This window comes from Oryzobacter telluris (assembly GCF_043099285.1).
GTDB classification, from domain to species: Bacteria; Actinomycetota; Actinomycetes; order Actinomycetales; family Dermatophilaceae; genus Oryzobacter; species Oryzobacter telluris.
The window spans coordinates 674,894-694,729 of sequence record NZ_CP170723.1; the positions used below are offsets into that span (position 1 = coordinate 674,894).

General features: G+C 67.1%; 17 protein-coding genes. 5 read left to right on the forward strand and 12 right to left on the reverse strand.

What is annotated here, in order from left to right; genetic code table 11:
* Window positions 1-102: 102 nt before the first annotated feature.
* From ACFLFB_RS03010 to ACFLFB_RS03055, 10 genes are all read right to left on the reverse strand, one after another.
* Window positions 103-1,383: a D-tagatose-bisphosphate aldolase, class II, non-catalytic subunit gene (locus ACFLFB_RS03010; RefSeq protein ID WP_392544223.1), complete on the reverse strand. Its 1,281-nt coding sequence runs from the start codon at window positions 1,381-1,383 to the stop codon at window positions 103-105.
* Window positions 1,373-2,332: a sugar kinase gene (locus tag ACFLFB_RS03015; RefSeq protein ID WP_392544224.1), complete on the reverse strand. Its 960-nt coding sequence runs from the start codon at window positions 2,330-2,332 to the stop codon at window positions 1,373-1,375. Before ACFLFB_RS03015 ends, ACFLFB_RS03010 begins: the two co-directional genes overlap by 11 nt.
* A 187-nt stretch (window positions 2,333-2,519) precedes the next feature.
* The gene (locus ACFLFB_RS03020; RefSeq protein ID WP_392544225.1) at window positions 2,520-3,509 is read right to left on the reverse strand and encodes an ABC transporter substrate-binding protein; all 990 of its coding nucleotides are present in this window, start codon (window positions 3,507-3,509) and stop codon (window positions 2,520-2,522) included.
* Window positions 3,510-3,601: 92 nt separating this feature from the next.
* Window positions 3,602-4,639: an ABC transporter permease gene (locus ACFLFB_RS03025; protein ID WP_392544226.1), complete on the reverse strand. Its 1,038-nt coding sequence runs from the start codon at window positions 4,637-4,639 to the stop codon at window positions 3,602-3,604.
* Window positions 4,636-5,400: an ATP-binding cassette domain-containing protein gene (locus ACFLFB_RS03030; protein WP_392544227.1), complete on the reverse strand. Its 765-nt coding sequence runs from the start codon at window positions 5,398-5,400 to the stop codon at window positions 4,636-4,638. The genes ACFLFB_RS03025 and ACFLFB_RS03030 overlap by 4 nt, the downstream gene beginning before the upstream one ends.
* Before the next feature lie 605 nt (window positions 5,401-6,005).
* On the reverse strand, window positions 6,006-6,959 hold the full coding sequence (locus tag ACFLFB_RS03035) for an AAA family ATPase (protein ID WP_392544228.1): 954 nt from the start codon (window positions 6,957-6,959) through the stop codon (window positions 6,006-6,008).
* 17 nt (window positions 6,960-6,976) lie between these two features.
* Entirely contained in the window at window positions 6,977-7,864 is an 888-nt protein-coding gene (locus ACFLFB_RS03040) for a hypothetical protein (protein ID WP_392544229.1), read from the reverse strand.
* A gap of 14 nt (window positions 7,865-7,878) precedes the next feature.
* Complete coding sequence (locus ACFLFB_RS03045) at window positions 7,879-9,222, reverse strand: FGGY family carbohydrate kinase (RefSeq protein WP_392544230.1); 1,344 nt, start codon at window positions 9,220-9,222, stop codon at window positions 7,879-7,881.
* A gap of 533 nt (window positions 9,223-9,755) precedes the next feature.
* Window positions 9,756-10,751, reverse strand: coding sequence for a LacI family DNA-binding transcriptional regulator (locus ACFLFB_RS03050; protein WP_392544231.1), 996 nt, complete (start codon window positions 10,749-10,751; stop codon window positions 9,756-9,758).
* A 76-nt stretch (window positions 10,752-10,827) separates the two neighbouring features.
* Complete coding sequence (locus ACFLFB_RS03055) at window positions 10,828-11,556, reverse strand: SDR family oxidoreductase (RefSeq protein WP_392544232.1); 729 nt, start codon at window positions 11,554-11,556, stop codon at window positions 10,828-10,830.
* Between the two features lie 261 nt (window positions 11,557-11,817).
* Here ACFLFB_RS03055 and ACFLFB_RS03060 point away from each other — a divergent pair, with 261 nt between their 5' ends.
* The gene (locus ACFLFB_RS03060; protein WP_392544233.1) at window positions 11,818-12,546 is read left to right on the forward strand and encodes a nucleoside/nucleotide kinase family protein; all 729 of its coding nucleotides are present in this window, start codon (window positions 11,818-11,820) and stop codon (window positions 12,544-12,546) included.
* Window positions 12,543-14,030, forward strand: coding sequence for a mannitol dehydrogenase family protein (locus ACFLFB_RS03065; protein WP_392544234.1), 1,488 nt, complete (start codon window positions 12,543-12,545; stop codon window positions 14,028-14,030). Before ACFLFB_RS03060 ends, ACFLFB_RS03065 begins: the two co-directional genes overlap by 4 nt.
* A 286-nt stretch (window positions 14,031-14,316) precedes the next feature.
* Here the strand turns inward: ACFLFB_RS03065 and ACFLFB_RS03070 are convergent, their stop codons facing one another.
* The gene (locus tag ACFLFB_RS03070) at window positions 14,317-14,793 is read right to left on the reverse strand and encodes a DUF3237 domain-containing protein (protein ID WP_392544235.1); all 477 of its coding nucleotides are present in this window, start codon (window positions 14,791-14,793) and stop codon (window positions 14,317-14,319) included.
* Complete coding sequence (locus ACFLFB_RS03075; protein ID WP_392545464.1) at window positions 14,790-16,748, reverse strand: acetate--CoA ligase family protein; 1,959 nt, start codon at window positions 16,746-16,748, stop codon at window positions 14,790-14,792. The genes ACFLFB_RS03070 and ACFLFB_RS03075 overlap by 4 nt, the downstream gene beginning before the upstream one ends.
* Here ACFLFB_RS03075 and ACFLFB_RS03080 point away from each other — a divergent pair.
* Genes ACFLFB_RS03080 through ACFLFB_RS03090 form a run of 3 tightly spaced genes read left to right on the forward strand, consistent with a single transcriptional unit; the run spans window position 16,671 to window position 19,814 of the window.
* On the forward strand, window positions 16,671-17,813 hold the full coding sequence (locus ACFLFB_RS03080; RefSeq protein WP_392544236.1) for an ABC transporter ATP-binding protein: 1,143 nt from the start codon (window positions 16,671-16,673) through the stop codon (window positions 17,811-17,813). The genes ACFLFB_RS03075 and ACFLFB_RS03080 overlap by 78 nt on opposite strands.
* Before the next feature lie 40 nt (window positions 17,814-17,853).
* Window positions 17,854-18,522 carry an ABC transporter ATP-binding protein gene (locus ACFLFB_RS03085; RefSeq protein ID WP_392544237.1) on the forward strand — a complete coding sequence of 223 codons (669 nt, stop codon included), beginning with the start codon at window positions 17,854-17,856 and terminating at the stop codon, window positions 18,520-18,522.
* A 35-nt stretch (window positions 18,523-18,557) separates the two neighbouring features.
* Window positions 18,558-19,814, forward strand: a complete 1,257-nt coding sequence (locus tag ACFLFB_RS03090; RefSeq protein ID WP_392544238.1) for an ABC transporter substrate-binding protein — start codon at window positions 18,558-18,560, stop codon at window positions 19,812-19,814.
* Window positions 19,815-19,836 lie beyond the last annotated feature (22 nt).

Sequence of the window (19,836 nt, forward strand, 5' to 3'; positions counted from 1 at the left end):
CCCAGCATCCCCACGCGGTGTGGGCGCTCGACTGCCTCCTCAGCCGCGCGTCGTCACCGAGGTGAGGCTCACGTGGCAGGCTCTGTGGTCAAAGCGGCCTCTCTATGCTTGGCACGCTCGTGTGTAGTCCTCCATCAGCCGTTCCACGGCCGCCAGCGCAAGGTTCCGTGCCGTGGGGGTGAGGCGGCCCGCGCGCACCGCTTCATACTGCGCTCCGAGGTACTGGCCGACGAGGGTCTCTGGCACCGGGGCGTCCCCGAGAATCTCAAAGAGCAGGTCGACCGATTGCTGGGCTGCGACGTCGGGCCAGTAGTAACGAACCCGGTCGCTGTAGGAGAAGTGTCGCTGCAGCGCCAGTTCACTTTCACTGCCCTCGTAGTATCGAGCCCAGTTGTCCGGGGAAGCGAGCATCACCTTCTCCATCGTGGCGCGCAGGGTCTCAGGGCGACTCCCGGGGAAGAGCTCCTCCACGATCGCGTCTAGGCCGTAGAAGGCCTCTCGCAGAACGAAGGTCAGGCCCGGCCCGACCTTGAGGATGGCGAAGCCGTCGCGCACGAGGTCGGTCAGGTTTGCGCGGGTTTGATAGTCGGTCGAGTGTGCCTCGAAGACGAGCCCTTGCATGGCCGCCAACGCGGCACTCAGGCCTTGTGCCTTGGTGCTCACGTAGTCGACGACGTTGTGGCTACCGAACTCGACACCGGGCTGAACGACAAGCGCGATGACCCGCTCGAAGGCATCGGACTGCCCAACCTGGGCGAAAGCCTGTTCGTGGATGCGAACGGTGCTCCGAGCATGCTCTGGGGTCGTCAGCTCCAGCTCGGCAAGGGCGTGGAGAGCACCCCCAGGAACGGGCACCTCCGTGCCGATGACATAGACGGGCTTGGCGGTACCCTCCGGGGGCACAGAGGACTCCGCGACTGCGACGAGGCGGGCTGCGCGCGAGGCCGTCTCGTGGTCATCGAGCGCGACCGGCTCACCAGCGCACCCCATCGAGCAGTCCAGATGCAGCTTGGCGAAGCCCGCGCTGGCGAAGGCCGCGACCATGCCTTCCGCCTTCAGCATTGCTTCTTCGGCCGGCAGGGCCTTCCACGGGTTGGGCCCGAGATGATCTCCGCCGAGGATGATGCGATCCGTGGGAAAGCCGACGGACTTGGCAATGGCCTCGACGAAGACTCTGAAGTCTGCGGGGGTCATCCCGGTGTACCCGCCCTCCTGGTTCACTTGGTTGCACGTTGCTTCGACGAGCAGCGGCAGAGCCGTGGGAAGGGTTGCGCGCATGGAGGCTTCCAGAACCATCGGGTGCGCCGAACAGACCGACGGGATGCCAGAGGGGCCTGGCCGGTCACGCCAGCTGGCAATGTCACCCAACGGGTTACTGGACATGCGAGCCACCTTTCGTCGGTGAGAGAAGGACATCGAGTTCCTGTCGGGTTGCGGCGCCCTCCATCGGACCCAACTTCGTCGTGGCGTGCGCGCCCGCGGCGTTCGCGTAGCGCAGTGCGGTTCTCGGCGATGCGCCACCCAGCCAGAAACTCACGTAGGCAGCCCCGAAGCAGTCGCCGGCGCCGGTCGGGTCCACTTCCTTGACCGACAGAGGCGCCACATCGGTACGTCCCTCGTGGCTGAAGTGACTGGCACCACGGTGGCCGCGTTTGATCACGATGTCCCGGATGCCGCGGTCCAGGAGCTCCCGGACGGCCCCAGCTTCCTCCGTCGCTTCGGTGAAGAGGAAGATCTCGTCCCCCGACGGAAGGAACAGATCTGTCTTGGCGAGGACGTCGACCAGCGCCTGCCTCAGACCGGGGGTGTCGAGAATCTCAGGTCGCAGGTTGGGATCGAAGCTCAGCGTTCCGCCACGCGCAGTGATGCGCTCGACTGCCTGGCGGGCCACCGTCGCGATGCCCGGAGCCGACAGGGCGGTGCCCATCATGTGAACGTGGTCGCAGCTCGCAATGAGGAGGTCGACCTCAGGCGTCAAGCGGAGATTCCCGGTGGCGCTATGGGCGATGTTGTAGACGAACACTCGTGAGCCATCGGGTCGGTACCGCACGAAGGCCGACCCGGTTGCTTCGCCCCTGGCGACCTCGATGCCTGAGACATCGACGCCGTCCGCCTTGAGCCGTCGGACGTTCAGGTGACCGAAGTCGTCGTCTCCAACGCGGGACACGATGGCAGCCGGTGTGCCCAGGCGGGCGAGTTGATCGGTGAAGATTGCTGGCGCCCCGGATGGGAACGGGCCGATCAGGGGCTGCGCCTCAAGAAAGCCCTCTCCCTTTGTCGTCGCCACGATCTCGACCAGGATCTCCCCGACCGTCAGTACCTTGCGCGACATCCGTCAGTCCCTCCCACATCGCCCGACGCCGGTCATGCTGGGTCCTGATGTGCTGTGTTCCGCGTTGAGCATGGTTTTGCCATCGCAACAGCCTCTACTGCCTCGCACGCCCTCGAAGTTGGACGTCGATCCCGGAAGCGAGGCCGCCGCGCCCGAAGGTCACGGCGGCCCCGCAGATCGGCTCAGGTCAGCAGGTGGACTTGTAGGCCGCCTGACCACCTTCGCCACTGAGGTTGTCCTTGGTGATGATGGTGAACCCCGTCTGGATGGTCGGGGTCACCTGACCGCCGGTGAGGGCAGCGACAGCCTGCTCGACACCGTCGGAACCGATGGTGGCCGGCTGCTGCGCCACGAGGGCCTGGACCGTGCCGGCTTCGAGGGCCTTGATCTGGTTCGGACCTGCGTCGAAGCCGACGATCGTGATGTCCTTGCCGCCCGCCTGGCGAACACCAGTGGCGGAGCCCTCGGCCGAGAAGAGGTTGGTGGCGAAGATCCCGACGATGTCGGGGTCCTTCTGCAGGGCGGCCGAGACGAGGTTGGCAGCCGTGGCCGGGTCGTTGTGGCTGTACTGGACACCGAGGTACTTGAAGGTCGAGTCCTTAGCGGCGGCCTCCTCGAAGCCCTTGACTCGCGCATCGACCGTGGAGACACCGGGGTCGGTGGAGATGATGAGGACCTTGCCGCCGGCGGGCTTGGCCTGCTTGATCGCGTCGAACGCTGCGGCGCCGCCACCGACGTTGTCGGAGCTGATCTGCGAGGCTGCGAAGGACGGGTCAGTGACCGTGGTGTCGACGAGGACGACCTTGATCCCGGCCTTCGCTGCCTGCTCCAGCGGTGTCTGCATCGCAGTGACATCGGTCGGGGCGATCAGGAGGGCAGCGGGCTTGGACGCCGTCACCGAGTCCACGATCGGCTTCTGCAGGGTGGGGTCGAACTTCTGCGGACCCTGCACGGTGACGGTGTATCCGAGCTCCTTGGCCTTGGCCTCGATGCCACACTGCATGGAGATGTAGAACTCGTCGCCGGCGACGCCCTGCACGAAGGCGATCTGCTTGTTGTCGGCGGATCCTCCTGCCGACCCGGAGCTGCCTGAGCCGGATGTGTTGCCCGTGGAGCACGCGGCCAGGACCAGGACGGCACTGGCGGACGCAGCCGCGATCTTGATGGTGTTCCTCATGTCGTTCTGCCTTTCCTAAGTGGTGGGGTTACCCCCGTGGTGCTTGGGTGGGTGAGAGGGAGAGTTGCCGGACGAGGGACAGCGAGGTCGGTCTAGATCCCCTTGCCTCGGCTGGCGGCTGCTCGTCGCTGTTGGTCGACGTAGACAGCGGCGATGAGGATGGCGCCCACCGCAACGGTCTGCCAGTAGGGGGAGACGCCGATGATGACGAACCCGGACTGGAGAGTGGCTGGGATGAAAAGGCCCACCATGGAGCCGAACATGGACCCTTGGCCGCCGAAGATCGACGTCCCGCCGATGACAACAGCGGCGATGACGTTGAGATTCGTCAGGGACTGACCGGCGATGGTCGTCGTGCCGTACTGCGCGAGCGAGAGGATCCCCGCAAGTCCAGCGAGGGTGCCGGACACCGCATAGATCTGCACCAACTTGCGATCGACGTTCACTCCGACGCGTCGCGCCGAGGTCTCGTTGGAACCGATGGCGTAGGTGTACCGCCCGAACTTGGTCTTGTGCAGGGCGATCCCGCCGAGGACGACGATGACGAGAGCGATGAGGCTGATCGCCGGAATGCCGACCAGGCGGCCGTACCCGATGGTGTCGACGAGCACGTCGGGGGCCGAACGGATGTCCAGGCCGCCGGTGATGATCTGCGCGATACCCAGCGCGACCGACAAAGTTCCCAGCGTGACGATCAGCGGTGGCACATTGGCCCGTGCAACCAGCGCGCCGTTGAGGATGCCCCAGAAGACGCCCACGACCACGGCCAGGACGAGGCCGACGAGCGCAGCCCCCCATCCCGCGCCACCCAAGGCCTCCATGGCCTTGGCTGCGACCACCGAGGAGACGACGAGGACGGATCCGACGGACAGGTCGATGCCGGACGTGATGATGACGAAGGTCATGCCCACGGCGAGGACAGCCCAGATCGAGACGTTCTGCGTGATGTTGGTCAGGTTGCTGGCGGTGAGGAACGTCGTGGGTGACAGGACGCCGAAGGCGGCCACGATGACGACGAGCACTCCGAGGATCCAGACCGACTGCACGGCCTTCAGCCGGCCCAGCAGGCTTCCCTCGTGATGGGCGCTGGTTTCGATGGTCGAGGCTGATGGGGGAGTGGTGGTGGTCACGCCGCCCCCTCCTTTCGGTCCAGGGCGCCTGTCATGGCACCGACGAGCTGCTCGACAGAGGTGTTCTTCCCGTCGAAGGTGGCCACGCGTCGGCCGAGCCTGAGCACCTGCACTCGGTCGGCCACCTCCAGCACGTGAGGCATGGAGTGCGAGATGAGGACAACGGCAAGGCCCTTGTCGCGGACCCGCTTGATGGTGTCCAGCACGTTCTGCGTCTGAATGACCCCGAGGGCGGCGGTGGGCTCGTCGAGGAAGAGCACCTTGTTCGCCCAGGACACGGCTCGCGCGATGGCGACCGTCTGCTTCTGTCCGCCCGACATGGCCCCGACCGGGACGACGACGGATCGGACGGCCGAGCCGAGCTCGGTGAACGCCTCGGCGGACTTCTTGCGCATCTGCGCGTTGTCCATGAAGCCCAGCCGACCGGCGATGCCCGGTCGCATGATCTCGCGTCCGAGGAACATGTTCTCGGCGGAGTCCAGGTGGGGGGCGAGCGCCAGATCCTGGTGGACGACCTCGATCCCGCGGGCGGAGGCCTCGTGCGGGCTGGTGAACGTCACCGGCTCGCCCTCGAAGAGCACCTGGCCCTCGTCCAGGTCGAGGTTGCCGGTCAGTGCCTTCACCAGGGTGGACTTGCCGGCCCCGTTGTCGCCGATGAGCGCGACGACTTCGCCGGCTTGGATGTCGAAGTCCGTCTTGTCCAGTGCTTGGACTGCGCCAAAGCTTCGGCTGAGGCCCCTGGCCTCCAAGAGGGCAGTCATGCGCTTGCCTCCTGGTCCGTGGCCTTGCGCCAGGTCGGAATCATCATGCTGGCCTCCTTGCCAGGTGTGCTCGGCCGGCGGAGACGATCCCCGCGACCGGTCGACGTGCGCGGCTCGCAGCGTCCGCCGTTACTAGCCGCCGCCTGCGACAGCCGCGCGCCGCACGTGGGGCGCCGGGTGGCAGACCCAGACGCGCGGCTCGAGATGGTTCGACTCAGGCGGGATGTCGTGATCGCGAGGTGTCCGAGGGGGCACGGCGAGGTCGATACCGGAACGAACGTCGCGACGGTCACGGGTGGCCTCCTTGCCTTGGACAGCGGTGTCACAGGGTCAGAACTCGTCGGCAGCCGGGGGAGGACGGCTCCCCGCGGTGGGGGCAACTGCCTCGTCTCTGCCTGTGCTTCTCGTCGTTCGAACGAATCTAAAGCTGCTATGTCACCGGTGTCAAGGTTTCGCCTCGAAGTTTATGTCACCGATGACAGGTAGCGTCGCGCTGTGCCGGCTCAAGGGCTGGCCCCGCGGTCGCCCAGAGGGCAAGGTGCAGCGATTCCCAGCACCTCGGCCATCGTGGGGAGGTCGTGTCGCCCACGGGGGCCCACCTCGGATCAGGAGTGGCGATCTCGCTCTGGGTGGTCGTGAGAGCTCGGCGCTCGGGTGCCGACGGCGCCACCTGCCGACGAGCGCAGCTCCGCCATCACGGCAGCCAGCATCTGCTCCGGTGGCTGCATTCCGCTGACTGCAATATGCGGTGCAACGGGTGGTGAGAGGTCCAAGCCAGCCAGCCAGCTTTCACCGAGCTTGCTGGCATCTCTGGCGGCGTCACGGTCTCGCACTCGACGAAGGACCTCGTGACCGGGTAACTCGATCCACACCATGAACGGCGTGGCACCGGCGAGAACCATCCGCCGCGCGGATTGGTCCCACTTCGCGGCATCCCGGACCTCTTCCGTGAAGGGCGCGGTGAGGACCACGTCGAGCCCGACGGCCACGTTGTCCACGGCCAGCGAGCAGATCGTGTCGTATCGGGCTGCACGCGTCTCCCTGGCGAACTCGGGATCGTCGAGGTTCGCACCTCCGCGCACGGTCGCGAGCACGTCGATCAACCTTTCGGTGGCGGTGTCGAGGTCGAGAAGCGTAGCCCCGAGCTCTTGGGCCAACAGCCGGCCGAAGGTGGTCTTGCCTGACCCAGGCGCTCCGGTGACGAAGAGGGCGCATGGCCTACTTGGGTGTTCGGCTCCGCGTTTCATAGGATCGAGGACTCCCTTTCGATGAGCCGGACATTGATCACGTTCGTCCGCCGGAGTTTGCGGCGTGGGTTTGCTGTGCGGCGCCGGGCCGGGTCGCTCTCGCCCCACGCCGGCACGCCGCGTGCGGGGAACCGGGCGATCCCCCCGCACGCGGGCCGTCGGGTCGCCCACGCTGAGCAAACGGTCAGCCGCTCGACGATGTCCGGACGGGACGGTCGAGGACGCGGACCAAGGACGCGGAGCGGCGCCCTCGCCCACATGCAGCCAGAAGGCGAGGAAGCGGCCTTGGAACGCCTCCGACCGCCCCTCCATGATGACAACCGCGCTCGTCAGTGCACGCCGTCGATGACCGCTGCGAGTTCCATCAGGCGCGGCGCAGCGCGTTCGGTGAGCAGTTCCTGTCGACGCTCGCTCGAGATGGAGAGGCTGTCCTTCCACAGCGAGCGGCCTGCCATCGCACCGCTCGCACCGTTCGCCATCGCGGTGGCAACCTGGCCTACGAACGTCTCGTGGTCAACGCCTGCGGACAGCACGGCCCAAGGGGCCCCGGATGCTGCCTCGGTCACCGCGGCGCAGGCGGCCGCTGAGCCCGGGTACTGGAGCTTGAGAACCTTTGAGCCGCAGGCCACCGCCAGCGCGGCACCATCCGCGACAAGGTCAGGGAACCGTGCGGTGTACTCCTCCTCGCTCTCGTCCTCCAGCCGATAGGTGAGCAGCTCGACGATCAGGAGCACCCCTTCATCCTCGCAGGCCCGGACGAGCTCACGGATCTGGTGTGCGACGCGGGAGTCCTCGCCCTGACGGTCCGGCCGCGTGTAGAAGAGCATCTTGGCCACGTCGCCGCCAAGGTCTCTCACTGTGCGAGCCGTCACGCCCTCGACGTACCGAGTGTGCTGAAGGCCGTCGACGACCTCGAAGCCAGAGGCGTCCAAACCCACGACGAGTGCGGTGCTGCGCGAAAGGACGTCGTCGTCGACCAGGGCGGGCAGCGCCACCTCAGGGTCGAGCAGGATGGCGGGTGCCAAGTTGCCCAGGTACCTCACCAGGTCGGCCTTGGCCTGAGCCAGCTCCTCCGTGGTGATGTTCTTGGAACCCTGGGGGGCGTCATGAATGGCTGCCTTCATCCCGTTCCTCTGGTCCGCGGCCACGATGAGCATGTGGCCGCCGGGCGTGGAGATCGCCTGCATTCCGCGACGTTCTGCGGTGGTAAGCGTCATGTGCGTCTTTCCTTTCAGTGGTTGGTCTTTGCTTCGTGGCAGGAAGTCAGCAGTCGGAGTCCCACGAGTGCAGCGCCGTAGGCGGTCTCCTGCTCTCGCTCAGTGACCGAGAGGCCGGGAAGCACCTGCCCTCGAGCTCGCTGGACCGACTTCATGCCTGCCCATCCACCGGTGAGGGTGGTCGACACGGCCGGCGGCAGCTCGCGGTCGATGGCGTCGATGAGCAGCTGGATCTCGTCGTTGCTGTGCCGGAGAACGGCCGCGAAGACCTCAGCGGGCGAGATGCCGTCGGTTCGGAAGGTCAGGCGCAGCACCCCGTCGTCGTTGCGGGCGCCGCTCACCTCGATCCCGTCGAGCGCCAGCTGCCCCTCCAGCGGGAGGGCCATCACGGCACGGTCGAGCGCGTCACGACCAGCTCGGGTGTGGATGCCGGCTGCCTGGAGAGCGCGTCGGAGGAGGAGTCCGGTCTTGACGCCCGCGACGATGACGCGTTTGCCGGGAACAACATGGCGCACCTCGTTGATCAAGTGCCCGGCAAGGCGGCTCCGTGCCTCGTAGCCGAGAGCGACGTCCGAGACCCGCAGGAGCACTTCGGCGGTGCCGATCGACACGTGGTACTGGTCGCCGTCGAGGGAGCCGCCGGCCTCCGCCGCGACGAGATGATCGTGGCCGGCGACCGTCAGCGCCGCACCGGCGAAGACTCCCGGTAGGTCCTCGCGAGCCGTCCCCCAGGAGGCGCCGGCGTCTCGGAGCTCCGGCATGAAGCCCTCCTCCACCCCGAGGAGGTCAAGCATCGCGGGCCACGGCCGGTCAGTGTCCTGGTCGAGGAGACCTGTTCGGGACGCCAAGGAGTATTCAAGAGCGACGTCTCCCCCCAGAGACGCAACGACGAACTCCGGGAGGTCGAGCCAGCGGTAAGCCCCAAGCGGCGTCCCACGGCGACGGAGGTGGGCCAGCTTGGCGACGGTGACCTGAGCCCCCAGAGGCAGCCCCGTGCGCCCGGCGAACTGATCCCTCAGGTCACGGGGGAACGCCTCGGCCTCGTCCTGGCCGCGAGGGTCGAACCAGGCGAACCCGGGGTGTGGCGCACGCAGTGTCTCGTCGACGAGCATTCCGGTCTCGCCCATCCCAGCCACGGAGATCGCGTCGACCGTGCGAACCCCCATCGCCGCCAGGCGATCAGCTGCGCTCTGGAGGAGCGAGTCGACGGCGGTGGTCAGCGCGATGGCGTCGAGCTCGGTCGTGCCGCCGGGGCCCGCTCTCCATGGCGTTGCGACCTGCTCCTCGAGCAGCTCTTCAGCGGCGCCGCGGACGACCAGGATCTTGACGCCGGTGCTCCCGAGGTCGATCCCAGCCACGACGGGCAAGCCGCTCGTGGTCCGATCCGCGGAGGGCACAAGGCCGGGGATCGCCGAGAGCGAGGACCGTGTCACGTGACCACCTTTGGTTCTTTGCGCCGGATCGGCTTCTGGTTCGTTTCGAGCTGGCGAGGTGGGCACCCACCTCGTGTCTGACCGCCATGGAAGGGCGGCGGCGCGGCAGAGGTGCATGGAGTGCATTATGTCACCGGTGTCATGCCCTTCAACTATCCTGACATGACACCGGTGACATAGCAAGTGGTCGAACGGCCGACCTTGGCGTCCCGACAGCCCTGGAACCGATCCCATCGGCCGGCCTTGGTGTGGAAGGAACAGGCTCGGCTCGGTGGTGGTCGTGGGTGCCGGTCGACCATCCATCGTCCCGTCAACTGGAACAACTGGCAGGCGGGCTCAGCGCACGATCGAGCCGTGCTGCGGCGTTGTCTCGAAGTGCGCAGAGCCGGGACAGGTGGCCCCGGTGTGCGAACCAGGCACCGGGCCCGACCCCCAGAAGTGTCTGCGCGCCGCCCTCCCTACGACCTCTGGAGTCCGCATCCTCCCCGGTCCAGGAGCCTCACGGGCATGACGGTGCGGCGACGGAAACGGCGATGCGGGTGGTCGAGGCGATCGAACACCCGTGTGGCAGCGAACTGGCCGAGGCCGCGAGGGTCCTGGTCGATGACGCAGACAGGCGGGTCCAGCTGTGACGACAGGGGGAAGTCCCCGAAGCTCACGAGCGCCACTCCTCCCCAGTCCAGCTGGCGCAGGGCAGGAATCGTCACCAGGGCGGTTCGTGCGTTCGAGCAGAAGATCGCGGTGGGCGGGTCTGCGGTGTCTCGCACGTCGTGCAGCTTGTCCTGGATGTGTGCGCCGTCGGCCTCGTCGTAGATGACCAGCGACTCGTCGAAGGGCAGTGAGTGCGATTGCAGTGTCTCGCGGTAGGCGCGCAGACGATCAACGCCTGTGGCGATGACCGGATCGTCGCCGATGAAGGCAACTCGCCGATGACCTTCCTTGACCAAGTGCTCTACGGCGTCCCGAGCGCCGCTGGCGTCGTCCTGCACGACGACGTCGGCGTTGAGATGGCGCGGGGCGCGGTCGATGAACATCAGCGGAATCCGCTTCTCCCAGCGACGCAGGTACGACTGGTCGGAGGCAACGGGACACACGATGAGTCCGCTCACCTGGCGATGCAGTAGCGGCTCGATGGCCTCGTGCTCTCGCTCCTTGTCATATCCGATGCTACTGACGAGGACGGCAGCACCTCGCTGCCGCGCGACCGCTTCAATGGCTTGGACGGCCTCTGCGAAGAAGGGGTCGGCCAGATCTGGGACCGCGACCCCGATCGCGGTGTCGCGGCCTGCGCGGAAGCTCACGGCGAGGGTGTTCGGTACGTAGTGGAGCTCCTCCACAGCCGCGAGCACGCGCGAACGGACCGACTCGGACACGTACTTGTCATCACGCAGGACCCGAGAGACAGACTTCGCACTGACGCCGGCCCTCTCGGCCACGTCCCGCATGGTCGACATCGTGTCTCCTACCTCGGCCAGTGAGCGTTCAGTATCGCATCAGACCCGATTGAGTCACGTCGCCTGCCCCCGGCCGTCATCGCGCGGTGTAGCCGCCGTCAATCGGCAGGGAGGCGCCAGAGATCATGGAGGCGCCGTCCCCGAGCAGAAACACGATTGGCGCGGCGATCTCATCCTCTGTTGCCCAGCGGTGCAACGGCATGGCGTCGAGGAAGGGGCCCTCGATCTCCGGTCGACCCCAGTACCAGGCCGACATGGGGGTCATGACGACCGTGGGGTTCACGCTGTTCACCCGGATGTTGTACTGCCCCAGCTCGAGGGCCGACACCCGGGTGATGCTGTCGAGGGCAGCCTTGGAGGACGCGTAGCTGATGTGCCCGTGCAGAGCCGCGAGGCTGGCTTGGCTGGAGACGTTCACGATCGATCCCCCGGCCCCGAGGCGAATCATCTCGCGCGAGGCGTACTTCGTGACCAGGAGTGCCCCGCGCGTGTTGATGCTGATCACCTGGTCGAACACGGCGATGTCCGTCTCCATCGGCGACGCGATCTCTCCGCCGAAGCCGCCGCAGTTCACCACGCCCCACAGATCAAGGCCGCTCAAGGCGCCGCTGATGCTGTCTTCGCTGTTAAGGTCGAAAGGCAGTGCTCGCGCCCCGGTCTGGGACACCACGTCCTCAAGGCCATCCATCGACCGGCCGCTCGCGATCACGTCTGCGCCGGCCTCCACGAGATGGCGAACGGTCGCTCCGCCGATCCCGCCGCTGGCTCCGGTGACGAGAACTGGACGTCCGTTGAAGGCTGTCATTTCGGCTAACTCCTCTGACTTCGCGGGGCCGCGCAGTGACCTGTGGCAGGGCACCCGCTGCGGCGGGGCAAGGACCCCAGTGTGTCACCGGTGACAGTCAGTGGGCAAGGGGATCTTGACACCGATGACATATCACCCTAGGTTGCCTTGCGGTGGGTCCCCTTCCCTACCGCACGCCGGGCGGGGGACCTGCCCCCGGAGCTCTTGTGTGGCTGACGCCAGACAGGTTCGGGCTCGTCTTCGTCAGGAGTGTGATGCGCCGTGAGCCGTGGTTCGGACCCGGGACGAGGGGAGCAGCACCTGGTCGCTGGTGCGTCCGAGCTCGTCGAGCGCGCGCGTGCCTTGGTGGCCAGGGAGACGCGGGCGGTTCTCGGCATCGTGGGTCCGCCCGGGGCGGGGAAGTCGACCGTGTGCCAAGCCCTGCTGCACGAGTTCGGCGGGTGCGCCACGGTCGTCGGAATGGACGGTTTCCATCTGGCCAACGAGGAACTCACGCGGCTGGGACGCCGGGAGCGCAAAGGCGCTCCGGACACGTTCGACGTGGATGGATACGTCACGCTTCTGGAACGAATACGTTCACAGGCAGCGGGCTCCGTCGTTTACGCACCCCTGTTTCATCGGGGCCTGGAGATCGCTGTGGCGGGGTCGACGCCGGTGTCGCCTGAGGCGACGCTGGTGATCACCGAGGGCAACTACCTGCTCCTGGACGAGGGCGGATGGGGGCGAGTTCGGTCGCAGCTGAGTGAGGCGTGGTACCTCGACCTGCCCACGACCGAGCGGCAGCGACGACTCATCCAGCGACGCCAGTCGTTCGGTGAGGCGCCGGAGGAGGCTGAACGATGGGTCTCTTCCGTCGATGAGGTCAACGCGCGTACCGTCGAGAGCAGCCGTTCCCGGGCGGACCTCGTGGTGCGACTCGTCGACGACCAAGAGGCGACATCGCAGTCGGCTGGAGTCGGTCGGCTCCAGGACGGCAGCGCCGCACCATGACGGGCTTGTCAGCGGAACACATCCATGAGCTGGGCCCAGCGGTCGTCACACCCCAGTACGACCGCACCTCCACCCGCGTTGGCATCGTCCACTTCGGGGTCGGCGGCTTCCATCGTGCGCATCAGGCGCTGTACATCGACGAGCTCCTCAACCTCGGAGACCTGAGCTGGGGAATCTGCGGCGTGGGCGTGCAGCCCTTCGACGCCAAGATGCGCGACGTGCTGGCGGACCAAGACCGCTTGTACACGTTACTGACAGTGGAGCCCAACGGGACCTCGGCCGCTCGAGTCGTCGGGTCAATCGTGCGCTACCTCTACGCCCCCGACGACCCCCCGGCGGTCCTGGACCAGCTTGCCGACCCCGCTGTGGCGATCGTGTCGTTGACCATCACCGAGGGCGGGTACGGCATCAATGACGCCACGGGCGAGTTCGACCCGAACGATCCCGCTGTCCTGGGAGACCTGAGCGGTCAGGACCCGCCAGCAAGCGCCCTCGGCTACATCGTGGCCGGACTGGCAGCACGGCGCACGGCCGGGGCTGCGCCCTTCACGGTGATGTCCTGCGACAACATCCAGGGCAACGGGTCAATCACCCGCCACGCCGTCATGGCCTTCGCGCGCCGCCTGGATCCCGACCTTGCCGAGTGGATCTCTGACGAAGTGGCCTTCCCGAACTCCATGGTCGACCGGATCACCCCTGTCACAGACGCAGAGACGGTAGCTGCCGTGGCTGCCGTCGGCATCCACGACCAGTGGCCCGTTCGATCCGAGAGCTTCCGGCAGTGGGTTCTTGAAGACACGTTCCCCGCTGGTCGTCCAGCACTCGAGCGTGTCGGCGTGCAACTGGTGGCCGATGTCCACCCGTACGAGCTCATGAAGTTGCGCCTGCTCAATGCATCGCATCAGGCGATGAGCTACCTCGGCATCCTGTCCGGCCTGACTTTCGTCCACGAAGTACTGGAGCAACCGCACTACCGCGAGTTCCTGCTCACCTACATGCACCGTGAAGCGATCCCGACCCTCGACCACGTTCCCGGAGTGGACCTCCCCACATACTGCGAACACCTCCTGGAACGCTTCGGTAGCAGAGCCATTCAAGACACGTTGGCGCGACAGGTCGTCGACGCGTCCGATCGAATCCCCAAGTTCCTCCTGCCCGTTGTTGCCGAACAACTCCGCCGCGACGGTCGGATCGCGTGCATCAGCCTGGTTCTCGCCTCCTGGAGCGTGTACCTCGAGCGGGGTCTCGACGGCTCGCTGCCGCAGGAACTGGTTGACAAGCGGGCGATGGGCCTCCTCGACGCAGTGGCCCGCGAGTCCTCCCTGCCTGGTTCCTTCCTCGACTTCACCCCCGTGTTCGGCGACCTGGGCCGGAACCGGCGCCTGCGCGACGCGTTCGTGACCGCGCGTGTAGGACTGGCTGAGATGGGCCCTATTCACAGTGCTTTGGCTGCAGTATCCGAGGAGCCCGGGGGACCAAACTGAGATCTCGGTTTCGGCGGTCACCATCACTTTCGTCTCTGACATGCAGCGCCGGGACTCGACACGCCGTGTCACGACACCCGTTTCGCTTCGGGGTCGCACCGTTCGACCGTGTCACCTTGAGGGGACATTTCCGCAGTTCATAGGCTTGATTCGGCCCCGGCCAGCCGGTCAACCGGGGCACTGGGGTTTGGAGGCACCGCCACCTTCACTGCTGGATCGAGGGGGACCTTGCCTTCACAGCCCGGCTTCGCCGACGGCCATGTCGACTGGCAACCTTGCTTGTGGCTCACAGCACCTCGTGAATTTCGTAGACGATGCCACTGGTGGTTCCCATCCGAGGGCGCCCGATGCCGACGGCGACGATCGTGTTGAGCCAGGCGAACGTCGGCGATGCGGTCTCGAACGACACCGCGATCCGCAGGTAGGAGTCGATGTCGTCGAGGGTCCCCTCACGTCTCAGCAGGCGCTCGAGCTCGGTGGAGTGCCATCGGCCCCAGTACGTGACTCGCACCAGCTCGCTCGGGTTGAGGCGAAGCATCATCCGCACGTCGTGCTCGAAGACCCCGTCGTTGCGGATGAGGGCCGAGTCCTGTCCGGTCCGCAGGATCTCCCCGTTGAGGTGCGGCCCGCTGACCCGGCCGCCGGCGATGTTCACGACCCGTCGACGTCCGTACGGCGTCGCCCCCATCTCTACGGGTGTCTCGCCCTCGATGTCCAACGTCCCGAGGAAGCGACCTCGCAGCTCGGTGAGGGCGTCGCTCATCGCACGATGCACAGGGCGTCGACGGCAACGAAACCGTGCGGCGTCTCGATCAGGGGGTTGATGTCCATGGTCTCGATCCAGCCAACCCCTCCGGAGATCAGTGCGCTGGCCGACTCCAGTGCCGTCTGCAGGCTACGCGCGCCGACGGGGTCCAGCGCCAGCTGGGCACCGACCTCCAGCGCCAGTGCCGCGGCGGACTCGGCGGAGAAGGGCGCCATCCGACCCAAGATCCGACCGTCCTGCTCGACCCCGCCGCCACCTCGACCAGCCGCAACGACGGGACCGAGGGCGCTCTTGGTCGACATGCCGATGAAGGCCTCGCGCCCGGTCAGCTGGGGCTGGATGACGACCCACGCCGGGACCGACTCGTGCTCCGCCACGCTCCGCAGCCGTGCCACGACCGTGGTGAGCTCATTTGCCTCGACGTTGGTCGCGACGGCGCCGATCCGTGCACGGTGGGCCACCTCGGCCAGCTTGGCGACGTACGGGCCGGGGAAGGCCGGAGGGATGACGGCGTCCTCCGGCGCGACCATGTGGAAGGGCGCGACGTCTATCCCGTGCTCGGTGAGCAGGGCCATCGCGTCGACAAACGGCAGGACTCCGGTGGTGGGCTCAGGCGCGGCATGGGCGATCGGCGGGGCCGTCGGTGGTGCCACCGGTGGGCTCGTCGGCGTGCGGACCTTGACCGCGTGGCCGGCCATCGAATGGATACCTCGCAGTGACCCGCTCAGGCCGTTGCCGAGCGCGGTACTCCCTGATCGCAGCGCATCCACCCAGGCGCCCGGGTCGCCGGCGTAGGGACTGATCACGAGCGGCCGCCCTCGCTGGGCCATCACCTCCGACAAGAAGTCCGGTACGGCGCGGAACCCCTCGTCCCAGTCGGCCAGCTGGTGGAGGAACAGGAAGGTCCCGAAGGCCGGCTCCTCCAGGTACCGGTCGACGATGCGTCCCCAGAGCTCGACGTCGCCGACGGCGAATCCTGTGGCGTCGAGTGGATTGGCGACCCCGGCTCCCGGGATGTTGGACCGCACCCACTCGTCGAGCGCCGGGTTGGTGGGCATCTCCAGCCCCAGCGTCGTCGACAGGTCTGCGGCGAGTGCGGCGAAACCGCCGGACATCGTCCACACGCAGACCCCGCCGGCCGAGGGCCACAGGTCTCGGTCCAGCTGGTCGAAGAACTGGATGCGGTCCACCAGTTCCGGAACGTCAGCCACCACCTCGATCCCGTACTGCCGCGCCGCGATCTGGAACACCCAGTCCTCCTCGGCAATGGCGCCGGTGTGGGACTCCACGACGCGCAGCGACCGTTCCGACCGGCCGAGCTTGAGCACCACCACCGGCTTGCCCGCACGGTGCGCGCACTCGACCGCGTCGAAGAACGCCGAGGGCCGACGGATCGCTTCGAGGACCACCGCGATGACCGACGTCGAGGGGTCGTCGGCGAGGTACAGGACGTAGTCCGCCACGTCCAACGACATCTCGTTGCCCGACGAGACCATGAGGCTGAAGCCCACCCGGCTGGACCGCCAGGCCAGTGATGCCACGGCCTCCAGGGCGGCCCCACTGTGTGCGACGATCGAGACTCCGCCCTTCCTCCGCTCGAACGGAGGAAGGAGGCTCAGGTCCGCGCCTCCGGTCACGTCGATCAGTCCCGCGCTGTTCGGGCCGACCACCGGCAGCCCCGCGGCCGCCGCCGTGTCCGCGAGGTGAAGCTGGCGAGACCGCCCGGCATCGCCCGCGTCGGCAAAGCCGCCCGCTGAGACGACGACGCCACCTGCGCCCATCGATGCCGCTTGGTCGACGACGCTCTGAACGGACGCGGCCCCCACCATGGAGAAGACGGCGTCGACGGGTCCATCGACGTCGAGCAGGGACGTGTGGGTGGGAAGGCCGAACACGTGCTCCCGAGACGGGTGGACTACCACCACCTCGAGGCCCGACGAGATGGTTCTCAGGACGCCCTCTCGGTAGGGCGACTCGTCGTTGAGCCCGACGACCGCGATGCGTCGGGGTCGAAGGAAGCGGTCGAGTTGGTCGGTGGAGAATCTCACTCATCGAATGTATACACAGCCACCACCGAGGTCAACGACGCCGACGCGGTGGCGCTGAGGCTGCGGGCGCGCCCGTACGGCGAGCGTTATCGTGGATACGACCGTATGCAGCACGGTTTGAGCGCATTAAGCGAGGCCCCGGGCGTCCACGCGCGGATCGGGTTGTTGACGGCCTTGGCGAGACTCATGTATACAAAGACATCGAACAGCCAACGAAGGAGTTCGCGCATGTCATCACCCGTGGGGAGCCCTCTGCTCCAGGTTGAGGGTGTCGGCAAGCGATTTCGGGGCGTCGTCGCCCTCGACTCCGTGTCCATGAGCGCCCGAGAGGGCGAAACCGTCGGGATCATCGGACCGAACGGCGCCGGCAAGACCACGCTGTTCAACGTGGTGGCGGGGACGTTCGCCCCGAGCTCGGGCCGCGTCGTCTTCCGGGGCAAGGACGTCACCACACTGCCGCCGCATCGCCGGTGTCGGCTGGGCATCGGCAGAACCTTCCAGATGATCCAACCCTTCGCCTCACTGACGACGATCGACAACCTGGCGGTGGCAGCGTCGGCGGTCGGTGCCGGTCGCGGGCGGAGCCGAGAGCGGGCCGCGCAGGTCCTCGACGAACTCGACATGACGGGTCTCGCCCTCCGTCTCGGAGCGGATCTCAACGCCGTCGAGGGAAAGCGTCTCGAGCTCGCCCGGGCCCTCTGCACGGACCCGAGGCTGGTGCTCCTGGACGAGATCTTCAGCGGCCTCAACGACGAAGAGGTCGCGGACCTCGCGACCACCGTGCATGGGCTCCCCGCGAAGGGCGTCTCCGTCATCCTCATCGAGCACAACATGAGCGCCATCCGCCTGATCTCCGATCGCGTGGTGGCGATCAGCGCAGGAAACGTCATCGCCGACGGCGGCCCCGATGAGGTCCTCAACCACCCCTCTGTCCTGGAGACCTACCTTGGTACCGCAGCCAGCGCTTGAGATCGACGGCCTGAGCGTCAGGCACGGTGAGCTCCAGGTCGTGCACGAGGTGAGCCTGACGGTGCCGTCCTCCGCGTGCGTCGGCCTGCTCGGCCTCAACGGCGCCGGGAAGTCCAGCCTGCTCGACGCGATCTCCGGGACGCTTCCCGCCCGCGGCGGGGTCGTGTCGCTCTTCGGCGAGGACGTGACGCGGCTGCCGGCCTGGGAGCGCGCTCGTCGGGGCCTGGTGCAGATGCCGGCCCGTCGTCAGCTGTGGCCCTCGATGTCCGTGCTCGACACGCTGCTCATGGGCGCCTACCGGCGCAAGGACGCCGCGCAGATCGCCGCATCGATGGACCGGGTGTTTGACCTCTTCCCCATCCTGGGCGAGCGCAGGCGTCAGCAGGCGGGGACGTTGTCCGGTGGCCAGCAGCAGATGCTCGCCCTGGGGCGCGGGCTGATGGCCGATCCTCGGATCCTCCTGCTCGACGAGCCGTCCGAAGGCCTGGCCCCGGTGATCGTCACGCAGATGTTCGACGCGATCAGGGCGATGCAGCGCGAGGCCCAGATCACCGTGTTGCTCGCCGAGCAGAACGCAGGAGCCATCGCGCTGTGCTCCGAGGTGTTCGTCATGAGGTCGGGCTACGTCGGTCCCCTCAAGGACGGTGGCGACCTCTCGTCACGCCAGATCGCCGAGCGCGTGTTCGGTGCCGAAGCACGTCCCAACTGATTCCCGTTCGCAGTCCCATACACAAGGAGCCCGTCATGAGCATGTCGCGCATCACCCTGGCCGTCGTGGCCGCACCCCTCCTGCTCGTGGCGAGCGCCTGCGGGTCCACGGAGACCCCCAGCGACTCCGCCAGCTCGGCCAGCGTCAAGGAGGTGGTCGTCGGAAGTGTCACCGACCTCAGCGGACCGGCGTCCGTCTACGGCATCCCCGAGAACCAGGGTGCCCAGCTCGCCGTCGAGGAGGTCAATGCCAAGGGCGGCATCAAGTCCCTCGGCGGCGCGAAGCTCAAGCTGAAGCCGTATGACACGCAGACCACACCGGACCAGGGCGCCACCCAGGCCCAGGCTGCGGTGAACGACGGGGTCTCCGCCGTCCTCGGCGGCGAGGTGTCCGACACCGTCCTGGCCGGGACCAACGTCACCCACCGCGCCGGCATCCCGTGGGTCAACACCGGGGGTGCTGCGGACAAGATCAACCAGCGTGGCTACAACACCGTCTTCTCCAACGTCGCGAACACCACGCAGGCGGGCACCGGCTGGCAGGAGGTCATCGGGTTCGTCTCCAAGGAGCTGGGCATCTCCAACCCGACGGTGGCCACGTCCAACGTGAGCAACTCCTACGGTGTGGCCCTGTTCGACGCCTGGAAGAAGGCCAACTCGTCCGCCGGCTACAAGCTCCTGAGTGACGTCAGCTACCAGCCGGGCACCACCGACTTCTCCGCCGTGGCGGCCCGCATGTCGAACAGCAAGGCCGACGTGCTGATGACCTTGGGGTACCCCGGTGACTCGCTGGCGCTGACCAAGTCCTTCGGCACCCAGTTCAAGCCCTCCTCCAAGATCTGGCTAGCGACCGGCGGAGACTCCGCGCAGATCCTCAAGCAGGTCGGCGGTCCCGCCGACGGCACCATCACCACCATCGGGCCCGTCGCCGGGATGCCCGGGCTGCCGCCGCTCTTCGACTCCATGAGCGCCGCCTACCAGAAGAAGTTCAACGAGGTCCCGACGCGTCAGTCGTTCTCCGGATACACCTCGATGATGTTCATCGTGGCGGCCCTGGAGAAGGCAGCCTCGGCCGAGCCCGCGAAGATCGCCGCTGCCCTGACGTCCGTGTCGCTTACCAACGACAACGGCAACGTCTACCCGTCGCCGGCCGAGCTGAAGTTCACGGCACAGGGCACCCTGGAGAACGCCCCCGTGTACTACGCCCAGCTCCAGAACGGGAAGGTCGAGGTCGTCTACCCCGCCAGCGTCGCCTCCGCCAAGCCGATCGCCTACGGCGGCGGACTGAAGTGACGCACCTGCCCCACTCCCGGAC